The organism is Actinoplanes sp. ATCC 53533, assembly GCF_003947245.1.
The window spans coordinates 1-17,109 of sequence record NZ_QHHV01000155.1; the positions used below are offsets into that span (position 1 = coordinate 1).

Consider the following 17,109-nt stretch of genomic DNA (forward strand, 5'->3'; position numbering starts at 1 on the left):
TTGGTGAGCTGGAGCTGGACCTCACCGGTCGACGTCGTCGTCGCCGCCAGGTCGCTGTCCGGACCGGCGACGTTGCGGGTGAAGGCCTGGCCCGCGGTGTCCTCGACGACCCACCGGACCTCATCGGTGTCGTCACCGTAGTGGTTCAGCTTCGAGGTGGACCCGATCCAGGCGCCGTCGACCTCCGTCTCGGTGCTGAAACCGCGGAACCGGTACGCCGGGTCGAGCGTCCAGGTCTGCCGGGCGTCGCCCAGTTCCTGGCGCTGTACCAGGTCGTTCGCGTAGTAGGTATTGGTCAGCCCGCCCGGTACGGCAGTGGTCCGCCCGAACGCGTCGTAGCTGTAGCCGGCATCGGTGAGCCGGTCGGCCGAGTCGTACGAGTGCTCGGTCAGCGTGGCACCGTCCGTGCTGCAGACGCCGTCCGTTCCGGGCCCGGAGAGTTCCTGCTGCCTGCGGTTGGAGCGGACGTCGTACGTGTAGGTCCGGGTGACGCAGCCGGCGGTCGCCGCGCTGTCGTGCCGGGTCCGGATGAGCCGGCCCAGCCCGTCGTAGGAGTACCGCTTGCTGCCGCCGGTGTACTCCTGCTCCACCCATTGCCCGGCCGAGTTCTCCAGCACCGACTCGGAGTAGACGATCTCGCCGTCGGAGTCGCGGGTGTAGGTGCGGCCCACCGGCTGCCGGTTGGCGTCGAAGCTGTCGGTACGGGTAAGTCCGCCCGGGTACTTCACCACGCTGAGCTGCCCGTCCGGCGCATAGGCGGCGTTGAAGGCCCCGGCCACGCTGTCCGTGACGGTGGTGACCTGGCCGCGCGGGTCGATCGCCCGGTCATAGGTGTAGCTGGTGGTCCCGGTCGGGTCGCTGACTCGCAGGGTCCGGCTGTATCGGTCGAACTCGGTGGCCGTGCGCGCGCCGTCCGCGTCGGTGTAGCCGACCAGGCGACCGAGCAGGTCGTACTCGCGGCGGATGGTGTCGGTACCCGTGCTGGTCGTGGCGGCGTCTCCGGTCGCCTGGTCATAGTCCGTGGTCACCACGGGAACGGCGACACCCTGCTCGGCGGTGACGGTCGTGCTGATCACCCGGGTGGCGGCGTCATGAACCGTCGTGGTGGTGCGCGACTTGCCGCCTGCGCTCTCGGTCACCTCCGTCTCGTCACCGAAACGGTGGTAGCCGGTGATCCGGCGGACCGGCAGGTCGCTGGTCATGCGCTCCGGGTCGTGCCCGGTGACCGCGCCGGCCGAGCGGGAGAGGCAGGGCTGACCGGCCCACTCGGGACGGTTGCCGCAGGCCCCGTCGGCGGCGTTGGCTCCGGCTGTGTAGTAGATCGACCTGGTCGTTCGGGCATCGCTGCCGGTGGCGCCGGCCCCCCACTGAACAAGCAGTTGTCCCGCCGGGTTGAAAACGCTGTACGACGTCCGCTGCTCGCCACCGGCGGCGGCGTCGGCGACGACCTTGGTGGGCATCTTGACCGTCCAGCCGGACGTTCCACCCTGTTCCGCGTCGTAGTAGTTCTTGACGACCCGGGTGTCGGCGAACGGGTAGCCGTCGATCGCCGCGCCTTCGGTCTGGGTGGTGAGCAGGTGGTAGGTCGCGCCGTCCGGTTTGCCCTCGTCGTAGGCACGCAGTGTCCGGGACCGAGCGATCACGGTCTGGCCGGCCGCCACCGCGCTGAGCGGCCCGCCGCCGTCGGGGTCGGCCACGTCCTGCTCCACGACCATGGTGGCGGTCGGCCCGACCGTCTCCAGCAGGTCGATACCGTCGGTGCTGTACCGGTTGACGGTGGACAGCTCCAGGGCGCGGCTGGCCGGGTCGGAATCGAGCAGGCCCAGCTCGGCCAGGGCGGTGGCGGCGCCCGGCAGCGTGCCCAGGGCGAGCATCCGGTCAGTGGCCGTGAGGGTCCGGACCACGTTGCCGAACCGGTCGTACTCTCTGGTGCTGATGTCTCCGGCGGCCGAGGCGGTGTTGACCTCCTTTCCTCCGGCGTTGAGGTAGTGCACGGTCGCGTACGGATAGCCGTTGACACCCGGGCTGGCGGGAGTGGCGCTGTTGCGGGCAGGGGTGTCCTCCGGATCGAAGATCGCGGTGGCGTCGGTGGGCAGATCGCTCTGGCCCCAGGCGGAGATGGCCGCGTGGTTCAGGTCTTGCGGGCCGCCGGCTGCTTTCGTCAGCGGAACGTTGTAGACCACGCTGGTGGCGATCTCGCCGTCGGTCTCCGTCTTGCTGCCTGGCTTGAGCGCGGCCCGGCGTGCGCGGATCAGCCGGCCGGTGTTCTCGTCCCCGGCCAGATCGGCGATCTGGTCGCCGGTGAGCGCGGAGCCGTAGACGCGCACGTCGTCGATGCCGCCGGTCCACGGATTGGTGTTGGCGCCGGCCCACTTGGCACGGCCCACGACGTAGTTGCCAGTCGCGTTCCAGCCGCCCGTCGCCGCTGTCGTGCTCTGCAGCACGCCGTTGACGTAGAGCTTCATTGTTCCGGACGCCGTGTCGTAGACGCCGGCGAGGTGGGTCCAGCGCCCCAGCGTGGGTGCCACATTCGAGGTGGCACGGACCGCGCTGGAGGAGTCGGCGTCCGCTGTGGTGCGGGAGAACGCCCACTTGTTCTCCGCGGCCACGTAGGTGAGGAAGAAGCCGCTGGTCCGAGAGCCGTCCTTGGAGACGATGGTGCGGTTGACCGAGGTGTCGGTGATCCGGGCCCAGGCCGCCACCGTGTAGGGGGCGGTGTTGGACAACGGTGTGCCCGTCGCCGTGATCTGAGCCGTCGCAGCGCCGGTGAAGACCGCTGCCCGGTCCGCCGGATTCGCTGGGTCGTTGGCCTCGCCCCAGGCCACGCCGGTGGCGGTGCCGTTGCGGCCCGCACCGGAGCTGTCGGTGGCGGCGCCGTCCAGATTCCAGCGCAACGCCGCGCTGTCCACGTCCGGGTTCGCGTAGTCGAACTGCCACGGAAGTTCGCCGGGCGGAGTCGTTCTGGTGACCCGGCCCGCGGCGTCGTACTCATAGGCGGTGACCAGCGCGGGGGAGATCCGCGGATCCCACTGCTGGCGAAGCCGGCCAAGGTTGTCGTACCGGTACTTGACGACCTCGACCGCGTTGACCGCGTTCGCGTCCGGATCCCAGTTCCAGATCTTCACCGTCGCGACCCGGTCGAGATAGTCACCGAACACCGTCTGGCTCAGCCCCGCGGTCGTGCTGGTCGCATAGCCGTACTCGAGGACCTCACACCCCCGCGGCAGGGTGCTGCCCGTGCAACCGTTCGTGTCGTCCACGCCGGGCTCAACCGGATTGACGACCTTCTTCAGCAGCATCCGGCCACCGGTGGTGTCGTACACATAACGGGTGGTCGAGTTGTCCTCGTCGGTCCAGCTCGACGTGACCGTCCAGACGCCGCCCTGCTGGGTGAACTCGCTCACCGAGCCGTCGGCGTCGGCCAGCCGATACGTACCGGCATCCGGGCGGGTCAGCACCATGCCCTCGTTGCCCGGTTCCGGGGTGAACGTCTCGCCGCCGGTGGTGTTGCGGGAGAAGGTGATCCAGTCGCCGCCGATGGTGTTCACCCGGGCCACGGAGGGCTGCGGGAAGGCGAGCGTGGTGTAGTCCGTGTCGGCCGGGCCGCCGCTGGCGCCGCCCGACCAGGAGGGGCCGAACGGGGCGACGACCTCAGTCATCGAGATGTTGTCCCAGTAGACCTTCTTGCCACTCGTGGCGGCGTTGCCGTTGTAGAGGCGGAAAAGCGCCTCGGTCGCGCCGACCGGCACGGTCATGTCGACCGACAGTTCCTGCCAGGCGTCGGTGTAGGCGGCCATCGCGGATGGGACCGGCGTGTACGTGGTTCCCGTCTTGTACCAGCCGACGACGCGCAGGCCACGGTCGGCGTTGCTCGGCGCGAGCGTGGTCGCGGCGGGCACGTGGATCCAACCCGTCATCCGGTACGTGCGGCCGGGTTGCATACCGAGCCGAAGGGCGCCGGTGTCACCGCCAACCGCGACGTAGGTGTCGTTGCTGGTGCCGGTCGTGGCCGGGGTGATCTCGACGGAGTCGGCGGGGGTGATCTCGCCCTGGCCGCGCCCGGTCGACCGGACCGCGGTCGATGTGCTCGGCGTGGTGAAGCCGGTGAGGTCGGTCGAGACCTGCTGCTGGTTGGCGGTCAACTTCTGCGGCATGGCGACGTAACCGTCGGCCGGGTTGCGCGACGAGGCGTCCCGGGTCACCGACAAACCGGCCTCGTTCGCGTCGGTGGCCGTCAGCGCGAGGTCGCCGCTGAGCAGGTCCACGTCGCCGCCGCCAAGTTCGTCGACCGCGCCGCCGTCGCCGTTCGAGTTGACGGTCACGCGGATCCACGCGGTGTCGTACACCGGGCTGGTCGAGGTGGCGGTGTAAATCCGGGCCCGGACCTCGACCACACCACCGACAGTGCCGAGGGTGTCGGAGGCGTTCCAGATCGCGTACCCGCCGAGGGAGCCGAGAGCGGCGGGCGCCGCGGCGGTGGCGGTGATGGGCTCGCCCATCGCGGAGGTCAGGTTCGCCGACGGTACGGGCAGAGTCACGCCACCCGGGCCGCGCCGATACTCGAAGAATGCCCTGGTGTAGCCGCTGACCGGGGTGGTGATCTGCAGCTTCGTGCGCTTGACGATCGTCGCGCCCGGCAACGGCTGTGCCAGCGCGGCATTGCCCGCGGAGAAGGTGTAGACGTTGGCGTTGGACAGGTTCCCGGCGCGGTCTTTGGCTTGCACGGTCAGGGTGCGTTGCCCGTCTGGCGGGCTCAGCGTCCGGGTGATGGCGCCGGTCGCCGCGATTGTGGTCGCGGAGGCGTCAGTGTCGAGCCGGTAGACGAACGCGGCCAGATCGCCGGTGCCCGAGGCAGGGGTGAAGGTGAAGGTGTCGGACTGACCGGCGCCGCCGTGCGGCTGCCCGTCATTGAGATAGAGGGTCGCGGAGACGAACGGGACCAGGGGTTTGTCGGTGTCGACGGTCAGGTCGGTCCAACCGGTCCAGCCGCCGTCGTGGTACGGATCCTTCGCCCGTACCCGCCACTGGTAGGTAGTGGCGTTGACCAGGTTGGTGCCGACCTGCCAGGTCGCGGTCGATCCGTTCGTCCAGCCAGGGCTTCCGGTGCTGATCCCGGAGGTGGCCACGACCGCGGCGGTGGCCTTGTTGCGGACCTCGAACTCGGCGCGCAGAGCCTGCCCGGCGTTGCTGTCGGCGAGTTTCGCCGACAGCGTCGGGCGTACCGCCGAGGTCCGCGCCCCGGCGGCGCAGGAGCTGTAGCAGGGAGCCACGGCCAGTGCGGTGGGTGTACCGGGTGCGGCGTTGTAGGTCACCGAGATCACCGGCGGGTGGCCGGCCTCGGCCGAGTCGAACTTCTTCCAGCTACGGGTATCGGTCTCGCTGGTGCCGCGCAACATCACCGTGACGTCGTTCCAGCTGTTGTCCGCCGCCGACTGCAGTGCCTTGCCGACCTCGATGTAGACGTAACCATCCGCGCAGGAGGAGCTGTAACCCTTGGTCTCGGTCGACGTACCGACCTTCTCCCGCGCGGTCGGCTGCGCCGTCCACCGGGTAGCGGAATCAGCCCGGTCGGTGCGCCACGCCTCCCACGACATCGCCGTGCACGAGTACGAGTGGAACTCCCACAGCCGCAGCTTGGCCGACATGATCCGGCTGCCCCAGATCCCGGTCGTACCGAACCGCAGATACGAACGCGCCGTATACGAACCACCGTCTACGACATGACCGAGCTTCAGCTCGTCCGCGCCGGACTGGTCACTGCTGTAGCTGTTCTGCACGAACGCGTCGAACGCCACCGGCAACGACGCCGGCGGGTCGATCGTCACCGGGAACGCCAAATCCGGGCGGTCGACGAAGTCCGGGTCGGCGGTCAGCTCCAGCACCGCCTTACCCGCGGACTTCTTGACCGTACGCATACCGACCGGCGCCCGGTTGACATGATCCCCCGAGACCGGGCCGATCCTCGCGTCCCACATCTCCGGCGCCTGCGACCGGCCGACCGTGCGTCCCTTGGCGTCCTTGAACGTCAGCCCGCCGGCGCCGTCGGGCGCGGCGGTCAGCTTGCCGGTGTTCATCGGCAGCGTCAGCTTCTCCACCCGGTCCAACGCCGCGCGGTCCTTCGCGACGAAGAACTGCTCATACCCGGTGGTCTGCGCCTTCACCACCAGATCGACGCCGGGCAGCACCTCCGGGTACGTGGCCGTCGAGCCGTCCAGCACCGGCTCCGGCAGCGCACCCTTCCAGGAGATGCTCGTGCGCTGCTCACCCGAGCCGAGTGCGACGACCTCGTGCTCACCGGCACCGCTCGCCGCACCGGAGAGCCGCAGGTTCCGCGCGTGCACCCGCGGCTCGACCTTGCCGTCCGCGGCCTTGACCAGGGTCAGGTCGACGTCCTGCCACTTGTCGCCGGACTTCACCCGCACCGGCGCCAGCGCGCGATCCTCCGTGATCGTGCCGTCCGGGTTGACGAAGACCTGCGTGGTCTCCGTCCGCTCCCCCACCGCCTCGACTCGGCCACCGCAGAGTTTCGCCGCGACCGCCGCGGACGCCACGTCCGCACGGTCAGCGGGACAGGCGGGCTTCGTCGCCGGCGCCTGGGGCAACGTGGCCACGGCCGGAGTTCCCGCGTTCACCGGCACGTCCGCGATGGAGGCGACCAGAACCAGGATGATGAACAGGCTCAGCCGATGGATCCAGCCGAGGCGCCATCCTGCGTTCCAGTCACTGAAAAAGTGTGCACGCTCGTGCGACATCGCAGCGTCCCCCCGTTACTCGGGCCACGAATTGCCAGAACCGTAGGGTTTCGCGTTCATCGATGCAACAAGCCGTCATCGGCACATGACGCGCATCAATCGGACTTACGCCTCAAGTTGATCACTGTCTGTCCGATTTATGATTCAGAGAGTGATTGTCACGTGACGCACGCCACAGTTCCAGCGCGACTTTCTCTGAAAACGCATGGTGAACGGTCGATGAGCGGCAGCGGCGCGTGGGGGTGGTGTGTCATCATCGCGCCGTGTCTCTCACCCGTCGCATGCTGCTCGGAGCCGGACTCTCCAGCGCCGCCGCCGCCCTGGCCGGCTGCGCCGAGAACCCCGCACCGACCTGGGCCGAACCCGCCACGGCACCACCAGCGGTGCCGGTCGCCGGCGAGGTCGCCGTGGCGCCCTCGACATCGTCCGCCACCACGGCGGTAACGCCAGCGCAGACCCGCGCAGCCGCCCCGCCCGCGTACGCGGCCCGGGTGCAGAACGTGCTGACCAAATACCTGAAGCCGACCCCCGACAATCCCAAACACCCCGGGTACGCCGGAGCGGTCGCCCTCGTCATGGTCGACGGCAAGACCACACTGCACACCGCCGTCGGGCACGCCCTGCGCTACCAGGCCGGCCCGGTCGAACTACCGGCAAGCAAGCGGGTCGCCGCCAAGCCGGACTCAATCTTCGACCTGGCGTCGCTGACCAAGGTCTACACGGCCCTGCTCGTCCTGCAACTGGTCGACAAGGGCAAGGTCGACCTGGCCGCGCCGGTACAGAAATACCTGCCCGAGTTCACCGGCACCGGCAAGAACAAGATCACCATCGCCATGCTGCTCGCCCACACCTCCGCCCTGCCCGTCGGCGCCAAGGTCACCGGCATGACCAACAACACCGCCCGCTGGAAGTCGGTGCTGACCACCCCGCTGGTCAAGGGCGGCGTGCCGGGAACCACGTTCCGCTACTCCAGCGTCGGCCTCATGGTGCTGGGCCGGCTCGTCGAGAAACTCACCGGCAAAACCCTCGACAAAGCCCTGCGCGACAACCTGCTCACCCCGCTCGGGCTCAAAGACACCGGCTTCCAACCCCTGAAATGGGTCAGCGCCAAACAACGCCTCGTCGCCACCGACGCCCGCTCCTCCCGAGGCCTACTCCGCGGCACCGTCCACGACGACGTCTGCAACCACCTCGGCGGCATCGCCGGACACGCCGGCATCTTCGGCACCGCCAAAGACGTCGCAGTCATCGGCCAACTCATGCTCAACGGCGGCACCTACAACGGCAAACGCCTGCTCTCCGCCGCGCTCCTCAAGCAGGCGCTCACCAACGTGAACAAAGGCAAACCCGCCATCGACGCGGAGCGCCCGAAGCGCACCGCCGACCACGGCCTCGGCGTCGAACTGAACCAGCCCTGGTTCATGGGCAAACTCGCTTCCCCCACCACCTTCGGCCACACCGGGTTCACCGGCACCAGCCTGCTGGTCAGCCCAGCCCGCAAAACCGTCGTCGTCCTCCTGACCAACCGGGCCCACCCGAACTGGAGCTGGTCCAACCCGGACACCCACCGCGTCGCCGTACACAACGCCATCGCATGACAACGGCGATCCTCCGCAGCAGGCGGGGCCGTGCGCGTGGCGGATGCCCCGATGGACCGCTCACCGCGAGCGCGATTCCTGTTGCGCAGCAGACACGCCGCTGATCGCGCCCGGCTCGACGGAGCATTCAGCCGGGCGCGATCGGCCGGCTATGCCACGAAGCGGGAACGGCGGCGGCGTCCGATCAGGTAGCCGGCGCCGCCGAGGAGCAGGAGCGCACCGCCGACGACGGCCACAGTCCCGGTGTCGGCACCGGTCAGGGGCAGCCCACCACCCTCGCCGCCGGTGGTGTCCGTGCTGGCGGAGGAGGTTGGAACAGGTGCGGCGGTCGTCGAGGCGCTGGGCGTGGCGCTCGGTGTGGCGGTCGTCGTCGGTGTGGGCTGAGACGCGCAGTCAAGCGCACGTGCGGCGTACAGACCCTCGTTCAGGTAAGCCAGGGAAGCATCGATGCTCCCGTCGTCGAGCACCTTCTGCGCGGCCGCCCGCACGTTGGCGCCGGCGCCGGTCAGCGTTCGGCCGACCGAGATCCGCAGATCCGCCGTCCAGGCGGTCTTCATGCCCTTCTTGAGGAAGGCCCGCAGGTCTTCCGCGGTGCCGCGCAGCCGCTCCTGCATCGCGCCAGGCAGGACGGGCAACGAGTTGGCTTTTGCCGCAGCCAGGATCTGGTTGGCAACAACCTGGATCTCCACATCGGTGGCGGTGTCCAGGTCGATGGTGACCAGCTCGCGGATGTCCTTGAAGAGCTTGCGCTCGACCGTTTGGCAGGCCGCGTCGAGCCCGGGGGTCTCGGCTCGTGCCGCCGCTGGCGCCGCGGGTATCAGGAGGACCAGCGCCATCAGGACGCCGGCCGGGATCTTTCGTAGCACGTGGGTCTTCCTCCCCGTTGAAGGCAAAGCCTGGGGATACTACCGTCGGTGGGCGGACAGGCAAGACTGCGGATTTCGTCAATGCTCGTTTGGGCACGAGCGGGCAGTCAGTCACCCGCACTGAGCAGGCGATTCGGTCAGATCGCCCCAGTGAGCGAACCGTGCGGGCCTCGTGGCGGAGTGCCCTCCCGGCATTACCGACGGTTACCGGGTGATGGTGCAAACGCGGCGGGTGGCGCGGGTCAGGGCCACGTAGAGATCTCGCCTGCCGCTTGGGCGAGACGCGATGATCTCCTGCGGGTCGATGACGAGAACCGAGTCGAACTCGAGGCCGCGGGCCTCGGAGACGGGCACCACCCGGGCCCGGTCGGAGATCGCCGTGGCGGCCAGCCGGGGCGCCGACCGGTCGGCGCAGATCACCGCGATGAGCTCGCCGGGACCGGTTGCGGTCTGTGCGTCCAGTTCCTCCAGCACCGTACGGACAACGGCCGTGGCCCGGCGATGGCGGGGCGGTTCGCCGTGCCGGAGGGAGCGGCTGAGTCGCTGGTCCGGCGCTATGGCGGCGAGCAGGTCGCGAGTGCTGTCCAGGATCTCCGCGGTGGTTCGGTAGTTGATCGTCAGGGTGTGCACGTGGAAGCGGCCGCCGACGTGCGGGCGAAGGGCGTCCTGCCAGCCGGTCAGCGTCGAGCCCGGGCCGGCCTGCGCGAAGTCGCCGACCACGGTCATCGAGCGGCTCGGGCAGCGGCGCATCACGGCTCGCCAGTCCATCTCGGTGAGTTCCTGCGCCTCGTCGACCACGACATGCCCGTACACGTCGTCCGAGGGCCCATCGATCAGGCCGGCGGCCTCGTCGAGCAGCGCCATGTCCGCCGCGGTCCACGGCGACCCGGGAGTCCGCCGCACCAGCGCCCAGTCGTCGGCGGCCAGTGCGGGGAGATGGGCGGCGGGGTCGGCGAACAGGGCCTCCACCGCCTCGGGCGGGGTGAGCGGCGGCCAGAGTGCGGTGATCGCGTGGTCGAGCCGCTGGTCGTGCTGCAGCGCGGAGCGTGCCGTGGCCGGATCGTCGACTTCCACGCCGGCCGCCGCCGGGCCGCTCGCCGGGAAGCCGGCCGTTGCGGAGGCCGCCGGTGGGTCGGCCAGGCCCAGTGACCGCAGGTCCGCCGCCACCGCCTCGTCGAGATCCAGGCCGACGAGTTGGGCCGTCTCCGCGTCGATCCGCTCGAGTTGGTCCCGCGCGGCCTGGGCCCGCACCCGGACGACCTCGGCGATCAGATGCTCCTTGAAGGCTGCCCGGGCCGGATTGTGCGGCAGATCCCCGGCGGCGGCGAGCGCGTCGGCCACCGCGGCCGCTCCGATCTCGATCAGTTCGTTGCCCACCGGCAGCGAGATGGGCGCGGCGGCGGGGCGCCGGGCCCGGACCCAGTTGGCGAGTCCGTCGGCGAACGCGGCCCGCCCCTTGAGGCGCGCGGCGGGGTCCGGCTCGACCGAGGCGCCGGCGATCCCGGTCCGGGTCGCCAGCCGGACGTCGTTCTCGCCGAGGGACGGCAGCACCTGCGAGATGTAGTCGAGAAACCGCGGGTCCGGACCGATCACCAGCACGCCCCGCGACGCTGCCGGTGGAAAGGCGAACAGCGCATACGCCGCGCGGTGCAGCGCGACGACGGTCTTTCCGGTGCCGGGTCCGCCTTGGACGACGGTGACGCCGCGGTGGGGTGAGCGGACGATGGCGTCCTGTTCCGCTTGCAGGGTGGTCACCACGTCGCGCATCCGCCCGGTGCGTTCGGCGTTCAGCGCCTCGGCCAGCGGGCCGTCGCCGAGCACGTCGTCGGCGGTCGGTGCCGAGCCGTCGAGGATCTCGTCCGAGAGGCCTTTCACCGTACGTTCGGCGAGCCGCAGGTGGCGCCGGCGGCGGAGCCCCATCGGGTGTGCGGGTGTTGCGGCGTAGAACGGGGTGGCGGCGGGCGCGCGCCAGTCGACCAGCAACGGTTCCCCGTCCTGCCACAGCCCGCGCCGTCCGATGTGCAGGGTCGTCCCGTCGGCCCGGTCGATGCGGCCGAAGCAGCAGGCCGACTCCGCCGCGTGGAGGTCCGCCAGCTTGCGTGCCAGCCGGGCCACGGCCGCCTCCCGGTCGAGCGCGGAGGCCAGGTCGGGTGCCGAAGACGAGCCGGGAGCCGGCGTCAGGCTCGGCCCCGGAGAAACCCCGGCGGCGGCGAGTTCCGCCCGCACCGCGGCCGCCTCCGCATCCAGCCGCTCGTACATGGCTGTCACCCGTACCTGCTCGGCCGCGACCTGATCCGCCACCGCCACCCCCTCTCGCCGACCTTCAATTGTCGGGAGAATGTGCGGCAATGTAAGGCTTGACTTACTTTCCGGCGGCAGCCGGGCGAGGCTCGCCCGCAATAAGTGACCGACCCCACTCCGTGCGTGGGCGAAAATCGATCATGGGGCGCCGAGCAGGCGGTCCAGCCAGCGCAGTCTGGCTTCCTCAGCGTCTCGGGAGATGGCCGCATCGGGCACGAACCCGTCGAAGCCGTGGAATCCGCCCGGCCAGACGTGCAGCTCCGCCTGGCCGCCGGCCTGCCAGAGTCGGCTGGCGTACGCCACGTCCTCGTCCCGGAACGTCTCGGCGGAGCCGACGTCGATGAAGGCCGGGGGAAGCCCGGACAGATCGGTGGCGCGTGCGGGCGCGGCGTACGGCGACACGTCCGGTCCGCCGCGAGCGGCACCGAGCAGCGCCGTCCAGCCGGTCTCGTTCGACACGCGGTCCCAGATGCCGACGCCGGTCATCTGATGCGCCGACGGGGAGTCGTTGCGGTCGTCCAGCATCGGGCACAGCAGCAACTGTCCGAGCAGCGGCGGGCCGGTCCGGTCCCGGGCCAGCAGGGCGACGGCCGCGGCGAGCCCGCCGCCCGCGCTGCCGCCGGCCACGATGATCCGGTCCGGATCGATGCCCAATTCGCCGGCGTGCTTCGCCGTCCAGACCAGCCCGGCGTAGCAGTCCTCCACGGGCCCGGGGTGCGGCGTCTCGGGCGCCACCCGGTATGCGACCGACAGCAGCATGATGGTCGGCCGATGCCTGGCCCAGCGCAGCACGTTGGCGGCGCTGTTGCGATGGTGGCCACCGACCATGCCGCCGCCGTGGATGCCGTAGAGCACGGGCATCGGGGCGGTGCCGCCAACGGGACGGCAGATGAGCAGCGACAGATCCGGAGCTCCCGGCGGCCCGGGAATCGTCCGTTCCGAGACCTGGTAGGCGCCGTCCTGGCTGAGCTCCTCGTCCGTCGGCGGCGTCGCTTCCGCGGCCTCGCGCCGCAGGTCAGGAAGCCTTTCCGGGGTGAGCGGAGCAGGCGCGGCGTCGCCCAGGGCGGCCAGGCCCGCCGCCAGTTCCGGATCGAACGGCGGCGGCGGTCCAAAAGACGGGTGCACAGCGAACCTCCCGATCTCGGACCGTACCATTCACTGCCGTCAATCTTGATCGGCCCGGGCGGCGGCGGTCAGACAGGCTTCCCTGGTGTCCGCCGGCGCCGCGCCGCCAGGTGCGCGAGCAGGTTCAACCCCACCGCGTACGCCGTGGCACTCACCAGCAGCGCGACGCTCGCGCCGTGCCCCCAGTCGCCCACCGGCACCGGCGGGAATTCCCACACGTCGAGCGACAGGCCCGCCAGCGCGATCGCCGCACCCGCCGCGACGAACGGGACGGCCCACAGCAGCCAGGGCCAGGCATCGAACTCGTCGTCCTGAAGCAGCCCGGTCAGGGTGGCGACGCACCAGCCGAGCAGCAGCAACGGCACCAGCAGCTTCGCCTTCCCGCGCAGCCGCCCGCTGCCGGCGTACAGCATGCCCAACCCGACGCCGGCCGCGGCGTACAGCGGGAAGGCGGCCAATTCCCGCAGCAGGACCGGCATCAGGGTCGGATCGTCGACGGCGGAGCCGGCGGACCGGCCGGTCTCCAGGCCCCGCGCGAGTGGGAAGGCCACGGCTACGGTCACTCCGGCCAGCAGCGCACCCAGCGGAACGGCCACCACCAGGGCGACCGACTGTCGATGCCGCCGGGTGCCGCACCGCGCGACGCGGGGTGCTCACATCGAGGGGTGCCGCCATGCCTGGAGACTGGCAGCTCCGGTCAAACCGGTCTAGATCGAGCCGCCGTCGAGGCCTGTGTCGCGCTTGCCCGGGGTCTCGATCACGGGGTGACCGTAGGCGGCCGCTTCCGTGGCCTGCTGCCGGCCGCGGTCGCGGCGGCTAACGAAGATCGCCAGCCCGGCGATCATCACGGCCAGCACCACCAGCAGCGTCCAGAACCCGGTCATGGCGCCAGGGTAGCGGAGAGGGGCACGCCGGCCCGCCCGCGCGGACCGGCGTCCCCTGTCGGCTAGCGACCGCTCAGCGCCGTACCCGTCTCCAGCACCGACTTGAGGTCGCTGAGCACCCAGGCCCAGCCACCGCCGCCGGCCTCGTCGAGCGGCGAGCCGGCCACCATCGTGGCCGTGGCCGGGGCGCCGGCCATCTCGTGGGTGATGGTCAGGCGGCAGACGCCGGGCTGCGACTTGAGCTCCTCGATGAGGTAGGTCAGCGTCGTGTACGGCTCCGCCGCGGTCGTCGGGTCCATCAGCATCCGCCAGGTCTGCACCAGCAGGCGCGGCGGGTCGCACTCCACGACCTCGCCGTCGACGACCTGGTCGGGGATCGGGAAGCCGTTCTGCGCGCCGAACTCGCGCATCTCGTCGGTGGCGTCCGAGTGGTAGGCACCGCCCGGCTTCAGCTCGTAATAGGCCGGGGCCGCGTAGCCGTACTTCACGGTCCACTCCGGGTCGGTGATCGCGGTCCAGATCCGTTCCGGCGTGGTCTTGATCCACACGCGGTAGACCTGGGTGGTCTCGGCGATCGTCTCCGTGGTCATGTCTCGTCCTCCAGCGCGTTCTTGAGATCGATGAGCGCCGTCACGTGACGCTCTGTGTACTTGTCGATCCAGCGGTCGTGGATCAGCCGGATCGGCACGGGGTTGAGGAAGTGCAATTTCTCCCGGCCCGCGCGGCGGACCACCACCAGCCCGGCCTCCTCGAGCACCTTGAGGTGCTTGGCCACGCCGAAGCGGGTCATCTCCACCTCGGACTCGAGCTCGGTGAGCGTGCGCCCCTCGCGGGTGAAGAGCAGGTCGAGCAGGAAGCGACGGGTCGGGTCGGCGAGTGCCTTGAACACCCGGTCGTCGTCCTCGTTCATGACGTAAAGTTATGTGACCAATAGGTCACATGTCAAGCCCGAAAGAACCCCGCCCGGCGAGCGGCCGGGCGGGGTCGGCAAGCGGTCAGCGGCGGCGGACCAGGCGGCGCAGCTGGATGATCCGGACCGAGGCGACGGCCATCGCGACGAACGCGCCGCACACCCCGGCGATGAGCATCGCCAGCGCCAGCGAGATCTGGCCGTCGAACCAGAGGAAGCTCAGGCGCACGTTGCCAGTGTTCTGGGCGACGAAGACGATCAGCAGGATCAGCGAGACGGCGCCGGCCCACACCCCGAACCAGACCGCACTGGTACGGGTCCGCGGAACCCTCACCGGCTCCCGGCGCGGCGGCGCCTCACCCGCACCTTCCAGGCCCGCGAGCGTCCCGGCCAGCTCCGGCGGGAGCGGCGGCGGCGTGTCCTCGGCGGAGGTGAGCGGACGGTTCTCGGATGGGTGCGCCATAGCTCTCAGTCTTGCCCATCCTTGCGCTCTGTTAACCCCGTTCACGGGCGTTGCCAGAATTAAGCCAGAACTAATAGACCAACATCAAATAATGCCGTTACCGTCTGCGCCGGACCGCCCACCCCCACCTGAATCGGATGATCATGCGCAGACCCGTCCTCATCGGCGCCGTTATGGCCGCCGTCACCGTCGCCGCCGGGATCGCCGTCGCCGCCAGCGCGAGCGCCGGAACCGCGACGTACGAGGCCGAGGCCTCCGCCAACACCTTCGCCGGAGGTGCCCGCACCGTCGACTGCCGGCGCTGCTCAGGCGGCAGCCGGGTCACCGGCATCGGCGGCCAGGGCGTCCTCACCATCACCGGCGTCGTGGCCGAGAAGGCCGGGTCGACCCGGCTGGCCGTGACGTACACCGCCGAGCGCGACCGGACCGCACAGATCAGCGTGAACGGTGCGGTGCCCATCGCGGTCGCCTTCCCCGGCACCCGCGGCACCTCCCGGCCGGGCACCCTGCGGCTCACCGCGACGCTGCGGGCCGGCGTGAACAACCTGGCCTTCGCCAACCCGGTCGGCGCCGCCCCGGACATCGACAAGGTGGTCATCACCACCGACGGCACGCCGCCCACCACTGCGCCGACAGCGACAGCCTCCGGTGTCCCCGGCGCGACAGCCACGGTCACCCCCGGCGGGTCGGCGACGCCGACCCCGCCCGCCCCGCCGCCGGCCTCCGAAAGCCCGGTGCCGACCAGCCCGACACCCGGCGGTACGGCGCCCAGCAGCACCGCCCCGACCACGACGCAGCCGACCGCCCCGCCCACGGCACCGGCCAGCCCGTCCGCGCCCGCGCCGACCAGCCCGGCGCCGATCCCGACCCCGACCCCGACCAGCGCGCCGACCGGCAACACGGCGCTGGAGGCCGAGGTCGTGACGATCGTCAACACCGAGCGGGCGAAGGCCGGCTGCGCGGCACTGACCACCGACGACCGGCTCATCGCGGCGGCCCGCGGGCACTCGACGGACATGGCGGCCCGCGGCTACTTCAGCCACACCACGCCGGAGGGGGTCGCCTTCTCCACCCGGATCACCAGCGCGGGTTACCGCTGGTCCGGCGCCGGCGAGAACATCGCCAAGGGCCAGCGCACCCCCGCCGAGGTCATGACGAGCTGGATGAACAGCGCCGGGCACAAGGCGAACATCCTGAACTGCGGGTTCAAGAACATCGGCGTCGGCGTGGCGGCCGACGCGCAGGGCTCGCTGGTCTGGACCCAGGACTTCGCCAGCCCGCTCTGACCGGTAGCCGCCGGCCGCGCACGCGCGGCCGGCGGTCAGCCGGCTCGCATGGAAGAGTGCGGTGCATGCCCTTGAGCATGTATCACCTCAGAGCCTCGATCGCCGTGTCCGACATCCAGCAGGCGGTCGCCTTCTATGAGGGCAAGCTGGGCCTGCCGGTGCTGCGGTCCGCCCTGGAAGCCGACGTCTGATCTCCTGTCGGGAAACGGCGCCGCCGTCATTGGAACAGGTCGACGGTCCAGTTGAAGGCCGTCATCACCCATTCCGTCTGGCGCAGGTGGGCGACACCCACGCCGACCAGGAAGATCCCCGCGACGATGTGCGAGCCGCGGGCGGTGCGGCGCACGCGGCCGAACTGCCGTTCCAGCACCAGCCGGCCGACCAGCCGGGACAGCGCGAACAGGCCCGCCGCGACCAGCAACGACACGATGAAGACCACGACCGGCGTGGTCAGGTCGCCGTCGGACGAGATCGCCCAGATCCCCCAGCAGACGAACGCGAACAGCAGGCCCGCGAAGCTCCACTCACCACCGATCCGCAGCTGGCGCATGTGCCAGCCGAGCGAGTGGCGTTCCTGCGGCGCGTCGGCACCCGGCCAGCCCGTGCCGGTCGGCTCGTGCTCCGCCGCGAACTGCTGGGTCCGCGGACGCGGGTTCACCGCCGCGCGGCCGCTCGAGAACGGCGAGGGCGCGGGTGGCGGCTGGGCCGGCTGGCCCGGCGGCGCCGAGGCCGGCCGCGGCGGTACTGAGGCCGTCGGTGGGTCGGCCCAGGGATCCTGCGGTGGCATGTCGAGCGTCCGCTCGGACCACTGCGGTTGCTCTGGCATCGTGTCCCTCCCCCGGTACGGCCGGTTGCCGCCCTACAACGAGAGTAACGAGCCAACAAATAGGTCGCCTTCGCGCGGCCAGTCCGTTACACAATCAG

General features: G+C 70.6%; 13 protein-coding genes. 3 read left to right on the forward strand and 10 right to left on the reverse strand.

What is annotated here, in order from left to right:
• Positions 1-6,752, reverse strand: a 6,752-nt coding sequence (locus tag DMB66_RS41170; protein ID WP_199752921.1) for a LamG-like jellyroll fold domain-containing protein, incomplete at its 3' end; no start/stop codon positions are given.
• Positions 6,753-7,015: 263 nt separating this feature from the next.
• On the opposite strand from DMB66_RS41170, the gene DMB66_RS41175 reads away from it, so the two are divergent.
• Entirely contained in the window at positions 7,016-8,350 is a 1,335-nt protein-coding gene (locus DMB66_RS41175; protein ID WP_125809557.1) for a serine hydrolase, read from the forward strand.
• 149 nt (positions 8,351-8,499) lie between these two features.
• Here DMB66_RS41175 and DMB66_RS41180 read toward each other — a convergent pair whose 3' ends face one another.
• The 8 genes from DMB66_RS41180 to DMB66_RS41210 form a co-directional block, all read right to left on the reverse strand.
• A complete protein-coding gene (locus DMB66_RS41180) occupies positions 8,500-9,216 on the reverse strand; it encodes an LPXTG cell wall anchor domain-containing protein (RefSeq protein WP_125809558.1) in 717 nt (238 codons plus the stop codon).
• Between the two features lie 204 nt (positions 9,217-9,420).
• On the reverse strand, positions 9,421-11,517 hold the full coding sequence (locus tag DMB66_RS41185) for an ATP-binding domain-containing protein (RefSeq protein WP_233625212.1): 2,097 nt from the start codon (positions 11,515-11,517) through the stop codon (positions 9,421-9,423).
• A gap of 138 nt (positions 11,518-11,655) precedes the next feature.
• Positions 11,656-12,642: an alpha/beta hydrolase gene (locus DMB66_RS41190; protein ID WP_233625213.1), complete on the reverse strand. Its 987-nt coding sequence runs from the start codon at positions 12,640-12,642 to the stop codon at positions 11,656-11,658.
• Positions 12,643-12,710: 68 nt separating this feature from the next.
• Positions 12,711-13,241: a hypothetical protein gene (locus tag DMB66_RS41195; protein ID WP_125809560.1), complete on the reverse strand. Its 531-nt coding sequence runs from the start codon at positions 13,239-13,241 to the stop codon at positions 12,711-12,713.
• Positions 13,242-13,349: 108 nt separating this feature from the next.
• Entirely contained in the window at positions 13,350-13,526 is a 177-nt protein-coding gene (locus DMB66_RS61700) for a hypothetical protein (RefSeq protein WP_158647534.1), read from the reverse strand.
• Between the two features lie 62 nt (positions 13,527-13,588).
• Positions 13,589-14,116 (reverse strand): SRPBCC domain-containing protein, encoded by a 528-nt coding sequence (locus tag DMB66_RS41200; protein WP_125809561.1) that lies wholly within the window; start codon positions 14,114-14,116, stop codon positions 13,589-13,591.
• Positions 14,113-14,436: a helix-turn-helix transcriptional regulator gene (locus DMB66_RS41205; RefSeq protein ID WP_125809562.1), complete on the reverse strand. Its 324-nt coding sequence runs from the start codon at positions 14,434-14,436 to the stop codon at positions 14,113-14,115. Before DMB66_RS41205 ends, DMB66_RS41200 begins: the two co-directional genes overlap by 4 nt.
• 85 nt (positions 14,437-14,521) lie before the next feature.
• Positions 14,522-14,899 carry a lipopolysaccharide assembly LapA domain-containing protein gene (locus DMB66_RS41210; protein WP_125809563.1) on the reverse strand — a complete coding sequence of 126 codons (378 nt, stop codon included), beginning with the start codon at positions 14,897-14,899 and terminating at the stop codon, positions 14,522-14,524.
• 143 nt (positions 14,900-15,042) lie between these two features.
• On the opposite strand from DMB66_RS41210, the gene DMB66_RS41215 reads away from it, so the two are divergent.
• On the forward strand, positions 15,043-16,185 hold the full coding sequence (locus DMB66_RS41215; protein WP_199752922.1) for a CAP domain-containing protein: 1,143 nt from the start codon (positions 15,043-15,045) through the stop codon (positions 16,183-16,185).
• A 77-nt stretch (positions 16,186-16,262) separates the two neighbouring features.
• Positions 16,263-16,376, forward strand: coding sequence for a VOC family protein (locus DMB66_RS41220; protein ID WP_199752923.1), 114 nt, complete (start codon positions 16,263-16,265; stop codon positions 16,374-16,376).
• A 26-nt stretch (positions 16,377-16,402) separates the two neighbouring features.
• Here the strand turns inward: DMB66_RS41220 and DMB66_RS41225 are convergent, their stop codons facing one another.
• Positions 16,403-17,011, reverse strand: a complete 609-nt coding sequence (locus DMB66_RS41225; RefSeq protein WP_125809565.1) for a DNA-directed RNA polymerase II — start codon at positions 17,009-17,011, stop codon at positions 16,403-16,405.
• Positions 17,012-17,109 lie beyond the last annotated feature (98 nt).

Bases quoted from the DNA above. Each gene is read 5' to 3' on its own strand.
- DMB66_RS61700 (WP_158647534.1), bottom strand. From the start codon at position 13,526: ATGACCGGGTTCTGGACGCTGCTGGTGGTGCTGGCCGTGATGATCGCC.
- DMB66_RS41200 (WP_125809561.1), bottom strand. From the start codon at position 14,116: ATGACCACGGAGACGATCGCCGAGACCACCCAGGTCTACCGCGTGTGG.
- DMB66_RS41205 (WP_125809562.1), bottom strand. From the start codon at position 14,436: ATGAACGAGGACGACGACCGGGTGTTCAAGGCACTCGCCGACCCGACC.
- DMB66_RS41210 (WP_125809563.1), bottom strand. From the start codon at position 14,899: ATGGCGCACCCATCCGAGAACCGTCCGCTCACCTCCGCCGAGGACACG.
- DMB66_RS41215 (WP_199752922.1), top strand. From the start codon at position 15,043: ATGCGCAGACCCGTCCTCATCGGCGCCGTTATGGCCGCCGTCACCGTC.
- DMB66_RS41220 (WP_199752923.1), top strand. From the start codon at position 16,263: ATGTATCACCTCAGAGCCTCGATCGCCGTGTCCGACATCCAGCAGGCG.
- DMB66_RS41225 (WP_125809565.1), bottom strand. From the start codon at position 17,011: ATGCCAGAGCAACCGCAGTGGTCCGAGCGGACGCTCGACATGCCACCG.